The following is a 9,200-nucleotide window of genomic DNA, read 5'->3' as shown; positions in this document are numbered from 1 at the left end:
TCGGGCGAAGGGGGGTGGCGGGGGAAGGGTGAGGGGCGGCTCGGTGCCGCCCCTCACCCGAGGTGATGCGGCTCGATCAGATCTTGCCGACGAGGTCCAGGCTCGGGGCCAGGGTGTCCTCGCCCTCTTCCCACTTGGCGGGGCAGACCTCGCCCGGGTTCTTGCGGACGTACTGGGCGGCCTTGACCTTGCGCACCAGCTCCTTGGCGTTGCGGCCGATGCCCTCGGCGGTGACCTCGGCGAACTGGATGACGCCGTCCGGGTCGATGAGGAAGGTGGCGCGGTTGGCCAGCCCCTCGTCCTCGCGCAGGATCTCGAAGTTGCGCGCGATCTGGGCGGTCGGGTCGCCGAGCATCGGGTAGGTCACCTTGCCGACGGCGTCGGAGGTCTCGTGCCACGCCTTGTGCGTGAAGTGGGTGTCGGTCGAGACGGAGAAGACCTCGACGCCCAGGTCCTTGAGCGTGCCGTCGTACTCCGCGGCCAGGTCCTCCAGCTCGGTCGGGCAGACGAAGGTGAAGTCCGCCGGGTAGAAGAAGAAGATCGCCCACTTGCCGGCGATGTCCTTGTCGGAGAAGTCCTTGAACTCACCATCGACATAGCCGGTGGTTTCGAAGGGCTGGACCTGCGTGTTGATGAGCGACATGTGTGTACCTGTCTCCTCGATGTCGGGTGTGTGGTCCGAAGAACTCTCATAACTGGAGTTATGCGTCCTTTGGAACAGTTCCAATCTAACGTGCTCACGCCCAGGGTTCAAGTCGGGCCCCAAGCCCCCGTTCCCTGCCCTTCGTGACGCTTGCCCCGAAGGCACCTCACGACCGACGGGGGAACCATTCGCCACTCCCCGACGTCTCACAGGCATGCGGACCCCGACCACCCTCCTGCTCTCGGCGCTCCTCATGCTCGCGACCGCTGCCTGCGGCGCCGAGCAGGAGACCAGCCCGGGTGATGACGAGTCGGCCGGGCCCGACCCGGCCACGGTGAAGGTCTCGGTGTCCTGGGTGCCACGCTCCACCCCGGAGGAGTACGAGAACGGCGAGTCCCTCACCCTCTCCGCGGACGGCATCGTGCACGAGCAGGGTCAGGACGGCCCGAGCACCGAGCCGATGGACCCGCAGGAGTGGGAGGACTTCGTCGCCGACCTGCCGGACGACCTCGAGGGCATCGAGGACGAGGAGACATCCTGCACCGGCGGCGGGGCGACGATGCTCACCGTCAAGGGCGCCGGCGACCTGGACCGGACGGTCTCGGCGTCGGTCTGCGGCGGCGAGGCCCCGCCCACGGCCGAGCGGATCGACGAGCTCGTCGCCGACTTCCGCTGAGGCCCGCCGTCAGGCGGAGTGGGTGAGACGGCCGCCCACGACGGTGGCGAGCACGGTCGCCCGACGCAGGCGATCGGCCTGCTCGGCGGTCCCGGCCCCGCCCCCGTGGGTGGGGTCCTCCTCGACGAGCACGAGGTCCCCCGGTCCACCGACCTCGAGGGCACGGACGCCGTCGGTCGAGGCGAGCAACGCCTCGCGGGGAGTGAGCGCCTGCTCCGGTGCCCACGGGTCACGCTCATCGCTGCTGCGGTGCACCGCCGCGGCCATCGCCAGCCACGGGTCGAGCGGGGCGACGGGGGCGTCCGACCCGAGGCGAAGGGGGATCCCCGCCTCCGTCATCGAACGCAGGGCGAAGCAGCGGTCCAGCCGGTCCGGCCACAGGGCCTCGGTGGAGTCGCGGTCGTCGAGCAGATGGGCCGGCTGCACGCTCGCGACGAGGCCCAGGTCGGCCATCGTCGACAGCGCCTCGGGCCGGATGAGCTGGGCGTGCTCGATGCTGCCACGGGCACCACTGGCGGCGAAGGCCTTCAGCGCGTCGACGAGGGCGGCGTCGCCGATGGCGTGCACCGCACCGGTCAGTCCGTGCGCGCGCGCCCGCGAGAGCAATCCGGTGAGCTCGGCGAGGTCGACGTTCTGCTTGCCGTAGGGGTCCCCGAGCACGTCGTCGGTGACGAAGGGCTCGCAGCACCACGCTGTCCGGGTGTTGAGGGACCCGTCGGAGATGACCTTGAGCGGGCCCATGGTGACCAGGCCGGCCTCGTCGAGGACGTCCCCGGTGCGCGCCCCGGCGGCGATCGTCGCCTCGAGGCCGGCGGGGTAAGTGCACGGCCGCACCCGCAGCAGGTCGTAGCCGGCGGCGATGCGCCGCGGCCACAGCTCTCGCCCGCTCTCGAACTCCATGTCGGCGATGCCGACGACCCCCTTCGCCGCCGCTCGGCGCATCGCGCGCTGCAGGCTGGCGTGCACCGCGCGGGGGTCCTCGGGCAGGTCGGCGAGGCCGGCGTAGATGGGGAACCAGTCGTCCTCGTCGATGTGGCCCTCCCGCACGGGCAAGCCCAGTGCGCGGAAGGCGGCGCTGCTCAGCCAGCCGGCGTGGCAGTCCCCGGAGATCAGGACGACGGGGCGGTCCCCGACGACCGCGTCCAGCTCGGCAGTGGTCGGCAGCCGATCCCACCCGGCCACGCGCCAGCCGAAGCCCTGCACGACCGCGCCCGGTTCCGGCTGCTCCATTGCCAGGTGCGTCGCGATCCTCGCGGTGACCTCCTCCGGGCCGGCGGTGTCGGCGAGATCCACGCGGCGGGACATCGCGGCCCACTGGGCGAAGTGCACGTGCCCGTCCCAGAGCCCGGGGAGTGCGACAGCGCCGCCGGCGTCGTGGCGCTCGGCGCCGTCGCCAGCCAGTCCGGTGCCGACCTCGACGATCCGGCCGTCACGGACACGGATGTCGACCGGATCCGCTCCCGCGCGCAGGCGCGCGCCCGTGATGAGCACGTGGGGCCCGCGGGTGGTCATGCCGGGAGCCTACGACGGGCAGCCGCGAGGCGGCACCCGGCCGGCGAAGGGGGCATGCGCCACCCTTCGCCGGCCGATCGGAAGCGACCGGAGTACCTCGTCAGACGTCGCGGGGATCCCGTCCGTGTAGGGGGTCGCTGACGTGGAAGTCTGGCTCGTCCGCCGAGCCGTCACGCTCCTGGGTGTCGTCGAGCACCATCCTCCCGATGATGTCGTAGCGGGCCGGCATGAAGCGCCGCGCCACCAGTGCGAACCCGATGCCGCCGGCACCGGCGAGGAGAACGAGCCACGGCGAGATCGTGAAGATGATGTCGCTGGCCGCGTCCCCGGCCGCGAAGCTGGCGTTCTGCATCAGCAGGTAGATCACATACAGCATTCCGAGACCGCCCGCGAGCGGGGCCGCAAGGGTGCGGAACCAGTTCGCAGTCTCCGGGTGCTTCTTCAGTACGTGGAAGTACGAGACCGCCGAGAAGGCCGTCAACGCCTGGACAATGAGGATCGCCGTCGTCCCGAGGATCGCCATCAGCGTGTACAGCTGGGAGTACGGATCCCGACCGGTGAAGAAGAACGTCAGCACGATGATGGTGGCGATGCCCGTCTGCACGAAGCCGGCGACGTAGGGCGAGCGGTGCACCGGATGCGTTGCCCCCAGCGTCCGGCCGAAGCCCGGGACCAGGTCCTCCCGCCCGATGGCATAGATGTAGCGCGAGGCCGAGTTGTGGAAGGCCATGCCGCAGGCGTAAGAGCCGGTCATCAGCAGGAACTCGAAGAGGACGACCGCCCAGCCGCCGAGGTGTGCGTCGACGACACCGAAGAAGATGTTGCCGGCCTGGCTCGGGTCCTGGGCCAGGGAGACCGCCTGCTCGGGCCCGGTGCCCACGATCGCCAGCCAGGAGATGATCACGTAGAAGACGCCGATTCCGATGACGGAGAGCATCGTCGCCTTGGGGATGATCTTCTTCGGCTCCTTCGTCTCCTCGCCGTACATGGCCGTGGACTCGAAGCCGACCCAAGACCAGAACGCGAAGAACAACCCCAGTCCGGCGGCTCCCGTTGCTGCCATCGTCCCGCTCCCCGAGGGGTTCGGCACGGTCTGGTCGAGGTTGACGAAGGCGTTGAGCGGATTGAGGGAGCCCAGCGACCAACCCTCTGGGCCGCCACCGGTGAAGAGCACCGTCAACCCCATGAGTCCGAGCATGATGATCTCGGTGATCAGGAAGACCCCGAGCACCTTGGCGGTGAGGTTGATGTCGAAGTAGGTCAGCACCGCGTTGACCGCGAGCATGAGGAAGGCGAAGGCCAGCCAGGGGATGTCCATCCCGAGGTGCTCAGCGAAGAACGAGCTGGCGAAGAAGCTGAAGATGCCGACCAGGGCCGCCTCGAAGACGACATAGGCCAACGTGGTCAACGCACCTGCCCCCATGCCGACGACCCGCCCCAGCCCGTGGGAGATGAACCCGTAGAACGCCCCGGTCGCGGTAATGTGCTTGGCCATCGCCGAATAACCCAGCGCGAAGAGGGACAGCACGATGGTGGCCACGGCGTAGCCGGCCGGGGCGTACGCACCGTTTCCGAACCCGATGGCGATGGGGACATTGCCGACCATCGCGGTGATGGGGGCGGCTGTCGCCACCGCCATGAACATGACGCCGAACAGGCCGACTGCGCCTCGACGCAATCGCTGTACCTCAGGCGCCTTTGCGGCACTGGTGTTTTCGTTGTTCGGGGCGGCTTCTTGCGGGTGTGACGTCATTGGACACCTCTTGGGGATATCGGTCATCCGATGTGGTCGGCACCACATCTAACCGGCGAGCCTCCCACCAGCGTGTACCAATTACAAGCCTTTTCCCTTATTTGGTTTCCCTTTGGTTGTACCGTTGACAAAGCGTGCTGGACCGATTGAGGATGAGGGCGACCATGCACCGGGCGGAGCCGCACGCAGCGCTCCCGAGACCACGGACGGCCCCATGCACGACTACGAGCAGTTCGCCTACGAGGACAAGGACGACATCCTCGCCAAGTCGCGCCAGTACTGGAACAGCGACAAGACCCAGTTCTGGCAGGACGCGGGCGTCGACCTGGTCATCGACCGGCGCGAGGGCTACTTCCTGTGGGACATGAACGGCCGCCGCCTCATGGACGTCCACCTCAACGGGGGCACCTACAACCTCGGCCACCGGAACCCTGAGGTCGTCGATGCGGTCCGGAACGCGATGGACCAGTTCGACATGGGCAACCACCACTTCCCCTCGCTGGCGCGGACCGCGCTGGCCGAGGAGCTCGTAGCCACGGCCCCGCCGTCTTTGACCCGAGTCGCCTACGCCTCGGGCGGCGGGGAGGCGATCGACATCGCACTGAAGTCCGCGCGGCACGCGACCCAACGACGCAAGATCGTCTCTATCCAGAAGGCCTACCACGGCCACACCGGGCTGGCCGTGGCCGCCGGAGACGACCGGTTCACGAAGTTCTTCCTCTCCGAGCAGGACGCGGAGTTCCCGCACGTGCCCTTCAACGATCTGGCAGCCATGGAGGCGGCCCTCTCCGGTCGTGACGTGGCCGCGGTGATCATGGAGACGATCCCTGCGACCTACGGCTTCCCCCTGCCCGAGCCCGGCTACCTCGAAAGGGTCAAGGCCCTCTGCGAGCGCTACGGCACGCTGTACATCGCCGACGAGGTCCAGACCGGCCTGATGCGCACCGGAGAGCTGTGGGGAATCACCAAGCACGGGATCGACCCGGACATCCTCGTCACCGGCAAGGGCATCTCCGGTGGCCTCTACCCCATCGCGTGCGTCCTGCTCGGTGAGCACTCGGGCGCCTGGCTCGATGAGGACGGCTTCGCCCACATGTCAACCTTCGGGGGCGCCGAGCTCGGGTGCATCGCGGCGCTGAAGGCCCTCGAGATCACCACCCGGCCGGAGACCCGCTCGGGCGTCCACTACATCGCCGAGACCATGGGCACGGGCCTGGCCGAGATCGCCGCTGACCACCCGGGCTTCTTCTCCGGGATCCGCCAGAACGGGGTGATCTTCGGACTGGAGTTCCCCGGACCGGATGGGGCGAAATACGTGATGCGCGAGCTCTACGAGCTCGGCGTCTGGGCGATCTTCTCGACCCTCGACCCGAGCGTCCTGCAGTACAAGCCCGGGGTGCTCTTGAGCCCCGACCTGTGCGACGAGCTCCTGGACCGCACCGGTCTGGCGATCTCCCGTGCCGCGCACGCATTCACCACCCAGAGGAGGGCGGGCTGATGTCGACCACGACGGACGAGCCCTGGAGCAAGGAGCGCGTCGCCGAGCTGAAGCGGCGACATGCCAAGGACCCCTCCGGCACCGCCTCGCGGTGGTCCCATCCCGCGACCCCAGAAGCCACGCAGGCTCCACCGACTCCTTCGGCCACGCCGGCCGCCAGTCGGAAGAGCCCGCAGGCCGCGGCCGCCTCGGAGAAGGCCCGCGCCGGTCAGATGCTGGAGCGTGCCCGCTGGGCAGCACGGGCCTACGGCACCTACACCAAGGGCGACGTCGACCGGATCGTCACCGCGGTCGCCCGGGCGGCTGCCGGCGAGGCCCGGCGACACGCCGAGATGGCGGTCGCCGAGACCACCTTCGGCGTCGTCGAGCACAAGGAGCGCAAGAACCTCGCCTGCTCGGTGGGCCTCCTCGAGGAGTATGCCGGCCACGACTACGTCACCCCGCGCGTGCACGAGCACTCCAAGATCGTCGAGATTCCCCGTCCCGCGGGGGTCGTCCTGGCCATCACCCCCTCGACCAACCCGGTGGCGACGACGTACTTCAAGACGATCCTGGCGCTGATGACCCGCAACGCCGTCGTCATCAGCCCCCACCCGATGGCCAAGCACGTCTGCGCCGACGCGGCCCGCGTCCTGGCCCAGGCGGCGGAGGCGGCCGGCGCACCCAGCGGGATCGTCCAGTGCGTCGAGAACCCGACGATCCCCCTCGTCGAGACCCTCATGGGCGACCCCCGCACCGGCGTAATTGTCGCGACCGGGGGCACGGGCGTGGTCCGCTCCGCGTACAGCTCCAGCAACCCGGCGCTGGGCGTGGGCCCGGGCAACGTCCCCGTCATGGTCGACTCCACCGCCGACATCCGCGCAGCGGCTCAGCGGATCGTCGACTCGAAGGCCTTCGACAACTCCGTGCTCTGCACGAACGAGTCCGTGCTCATCGTCGAGGAGAGCGTCGCCGATGCGCTCCTCGCGCAGATGGAGCGCGCCGGGGCCCACCTGCTGGAGACCGACGAGGTCGCGAACCTGACCGCGCACATGTTCCCCATGGGCAAGCTCAACACCGACGTCGTGGGGCGCGACGCCCACCTCATCGCCGCCGACGCCGGGATCCGATCCGGCCCCGCGACGAAGGTCCTCCTCGCCCCCTTCGAGGCACCGGTGCCCGAGGAGATGATGACGCACGAGAAGCTCTCCCCCGTGCTGGGCGTCCTGCGCGTCCCGGACGCCGCCCGCGGCATCGCCGCCGCTCGCTCGATCGTGCGCATTGCCGGCTCGGGGCACTCCGCCGCGCTGCACTCCACGGACCCCGAGACGATCATGCAGTTTGGGGCCACGGTCCCGGTGCTGCGGGTGGCAGTCAACGTCGGAAGCTCAACCGGCAGCTCCGGTCTGGACACGAACCTGGCCCCCACGATGACCGTGGGCACCGGCTTCATCGGCAACTCCGGCCTCGGTGAGAACCTCCAGCCCAAGCACCTGCTCGACTGGGCCCGTATCGCCTACAACAGCGACGACGCTGAGACCATGGCCGACTTCGGCGGTCGCTCCCCGTGGGAGGAGCACGCTGGTCCGGTACCCGTCTACCCGTGGGCCGCCAACGACCCCCGTGCGCGAGAGGGCCGGGCTCCGGAGGCACCGGACGCCCCGGCGATGTTGGACCGTGTGACGGAGGACCTGACCCAACGCTCGACCGGCTCCCTGCAGGGCCGGGGCGTGCCCACGGCCGACGAGAGCGCCCTGCGGGCCGAGATCCGTCGACTCGTAGCCGCCGAGCTGTCCACGATGCTGAAGGACTGACTGACCCATGGCCGAACTGCGCTCGTTCATCTTCATCGACCGCCTGCAGCCGCAGACGATGTGCTACCTGGGCACGTGGATCAAGGGCACCCTGCCGCGGGCGAACACCGCGGCCCAGGTCCTCGAGGTCGCCCCGGGGCTGGACATCGAGCCGCTCACCGACGCCGCTCTGAAGCACGCCGACGTCTCGGCCGGGATCCTCGTGGTCGAGCGACAGTTCGGCTACCTCGAGTTCCACGGGGAGACCGGGCCCGTCCAGGCGGCGGCCGAAGGGGTCCTGGACGCCCTCGGCGCCAGCCGCGGCGATGCCACCGCGCCGAAGATCCTGGCCAGCAAGATCGTCTCCTCCGTCGACCCCCAGCACGCCTTCCTCATCAACCGCAACCGCTCCGGCTCGATGTGCATCGCCGGGGAGACGCTCTTCGTCCTGGAATGCCAGCCGGCCTCCTACGCCGTCCTGGCCACGAACGAGGCGGAGAAGGCCGCCGAGATCAAGGTCGTCGACTACCGCATGATGGGCGCCACCGGACGTGTCTACCTCAGCGGCACCGAGGCCGACATCCGGACTGCGGCCGAGGCGGCAGAGGACGCCCTGCGGGGCCTGTCATGAGCACCGTGCCAACCGAGCTCCTGCGCGCCATGGTCACCGAAGCCGTGCGCGAGGCGCTCACCGAGCGCGAGGGCACCGCCAGCTCCGCGGCGCCGGAACGCGCCGACCCTTGGCATGGCCTGGTGACCCGCACCGGGGCACGCACCCGCACTCAGACGATCCGGCTGCGCACCGACGAAGACCTGGCCGCCTTCACCCGCCAGCTCCTCGCCCTCTTCGAGAACCCCAAGAGCCGGGCGGACGTGCGCAACGGGTGGCTCCGGTTCTCCCTCGAAGGTGGCAGCCCGGCTACCCCGTTGGTCCCCGCCAGCGGGGACGGCCCGGTTTCATCCGCGCGACGGGTCGAGCGCGGCGCCGTCACCGAGCGCACCGTCGCCGACGCCGCTGCCTCCGGCCAGCACCTGCTCCTGGCCCGGGCCGCGGTGCTCACACCCCTCGCGCGTGACAAAGCCAGGACGCTCGGCGTCCGCATCGAGAAGGAGCGGCAATGATCCGAGGAATCGTGACCGGCAACGTCTGGTCGACCAAGCGCGTCGACGGCCTGCCCGGCGGGGCCCTGCTTGACGTCACCGTCGACGGGTCGGGGTCCACCATCGTCGCCTTCGACGTCATGGGCACCGGCACCGGCGAGCACGTCATCGTCGCCCAGGGCTCCGTGGCCGCGGCGTGGTTCCCCGGCACACCCCCGCCGGTGGACGCGCTGATTATCGGCTCG

At 69.6% G+C, this 9,200-nt stretch carries 9 protein-coding genes; 6 read left to right on the top strand and 3 right to left on the bottom strand.

Annotation, left to right across the window (positions count from 1 at the left end; translation table 11 throughout):
* Positions 1-76: 76 nt before the first annotated feature.
* Positions 77-643, bottom strand: a complete 567-nt coding sequence (ahpC, locus tag JCO01S_RS14720) for an alkyl hydroperoxide reductase subunit C (protein WP_068257431.1) — start codon at positions 641-643, stop codon at positions 77-79.
* A gap of 214 nt (positions 644-857) precedes the next feature.
* Between ahpC and JCO01S_RS14715 the strand changes: the two genes are divergently transcribed.
* Positions 858-1,319: a hypothetical protein gene (locus tag JCO01S_RS14715; protein WP_068257429.1), complete on the top strand. Its 462-nt coding sequence runs from the start codon at positions 858-860 to the stop codon at positions 1,317-1,319.
* A 9-nt stretch (positions 1,320-1,328) separates the two neighbouring features.
* On the opposite strand, the gene JCO01S_RS14710 is transcribed toward JCO01S_RS14715, so the two are convergent.
* Together JCO01S_RS14710 and JCO01S_RS14705 are read right to left on the bottom strand one after the other, a co-directional pair.
* Positions 1,329-2,831 carry an amidohydrolase gene (locus JCO01S_RS14710; protein ID WP_068257426.1) on the bottom strand — a complete coding sequence of 501 codons (1,503 nt, stop codon included), beginning with the start codon at positions 2,829-2,831 and terminating at the stop codon, positions 1,329-1,331.
* A 100-nt stretch (positions 2,832-2,931) separates the two neighbouring features.
* A complete protein-coding gene (locus JCO01S_RS14705) occupies positions 2,932-4,470 on the bottom strand; it encodes an APC family permease (protein ID WP_369407303.1) in 1,539 nt (512 codons plus the stop codon).
* A gap of 328 nt (positions 4,471-4,798) precedes the next feature.
* Here JCO01S_RS14705 and JCO01S_RS14700 point away from each other — a divergent pair, with 328 nt between their 5' ends.
* From JCO01S_RS14700 to JCO01S_RS14680, 5 genes are all read left to right on the top strand, one after another.
* Entirely contained in the window at positions 4,799-6,082 is a 1,284-nt protein-coding gene (locus tag JCO01S_RS14700; RefSeq protein WP_068257423.1) for a class-III pyridoxal-phosphate-dependent aminotransferase, read from the top strand.
* Entirely contained in the window at positions 6,082-7,875 is a 1,794-nt protein-coding gene (locus JCO01S_RS14695; RefSeq protein WP_084342966.1) for an aldehyde dehydrogenase family protein, read from the top strand. Before JCO01S_RS14700 ends, JCO01S_RS14695 begins: the two co-directional genes overlap by 1 nt.
* A 7-nt stretch (positions 7,876-7,882) precedes the next feature.
* Positions 7,883-8,485: a BMC domain-containing protein gene (locus tag JCO01S_RS14690; protein ID WP_068257420.1), complete on the top strand. Its 603-nt coding sequence runs from the start codon at positions 7,883-7,885 to the stop codon at positions 8,483-8,485.
* Positions 8,482-8,976, top strand: a complete 495-nt coding sequence (locus JCO01S_RS14685) for a hypothetical protein (protein ID WP_068257416.1) — start codon at positions 8,482-8,484, stop codon at positions 8,974-8,976. The genes JCO01S_RS14690 and JCO01S_RS14685 overlap by 4 nt, the downstream gene beginning before the upstream one ends.
* A partial coding sequence (locus JCO01S_RS14680) for a EutN/CcmL family microcompartment protein (protein WP_068257413.1) occupies positions 8,973-9,200 on the top strand: 228 nt, incomplete at its 3' end. The genes JCO01S_RS14685 and JCO01S_RS14680, both read left to right, overlap by 4 nt.

This window comes from Janibacter corallicola NBRC 107790 (assembly GCF_001570965.1).
In the GTDB taxonomy this organism is placed as follows: Bacteria; Actinomycetota; Actinomycetes; order Actinomycetales; family Dermatophilaceae; genus Janibacter; species Janibacter corallicola.
Note: the sequence above shows the minus strand (reverse complement) of the source record. Positions and strands in the feature narration are given on the sequence as shown.

What these genes read in the sequence shown, in the direction of transcription:
- JCO01S_RS14690 (WP_068257420.1), top strand. Translation starts at nt 7,883, where the DNA reads ATGGCCGAACTGCGCTCGTTCATCTTCATCGACCGCCTGCAGCCGCAG.
- JCO01S_RS14695 (WP_084342966.1), top strand. Translation starts at nt 6,082, where the DNA reads ATGTCGACCACGACGGACGAGCCCTGGAGCAAGGAGCGCGTCGCCGAG.
- ahpC (WP_068257431.1), bottom strand. Translation starts at nt 643, where the DNA reads ATGTCGCTCATCAACACGCAGGTCCAGCCCTTCGAAACCACCGGCTAT.
- JCO01S_RS14705 (WP_369407303.1), bottom strand. Translation starts at nt 4,470, where the DNA reads ATGGCGGTGGCGACAGCCGCCCCCATCACCGCGATGGTCGGCAATGTC.
- JCO01S_RS14700 (WP_068257423.1), top strand. Translation starts at nt 4,799, where the DNA reads ATGCACGACTACGAGCAGTTCGCCTACGAGGACAAGGACGACATCCTC.
- JCO01S_RS14715 (WP_068257429.1), top strand. Translation starts at nt 858, where the DNA reads ATGCGGACCCCGACCACCCTCCTGCTCTCGGCGCTCCTCATGCTCGCG.
- JCO01S_RS14685 (WP_068257416.1), top strand. Translation starts at nt 8,482, where the DNA reads ATGAGCACCGTGCCAACCGAGCTCCTGCGCGCCATGGTCACCGAAGCC.
- JCO01S_RS14710 (WP_068257426.1), bottom strand. Translation starts at nt 2,831, where the DNA reads ATGACCACCCGCGGGCCCCACGTGCTCATCACGGGCGCGCGCCTGCGC.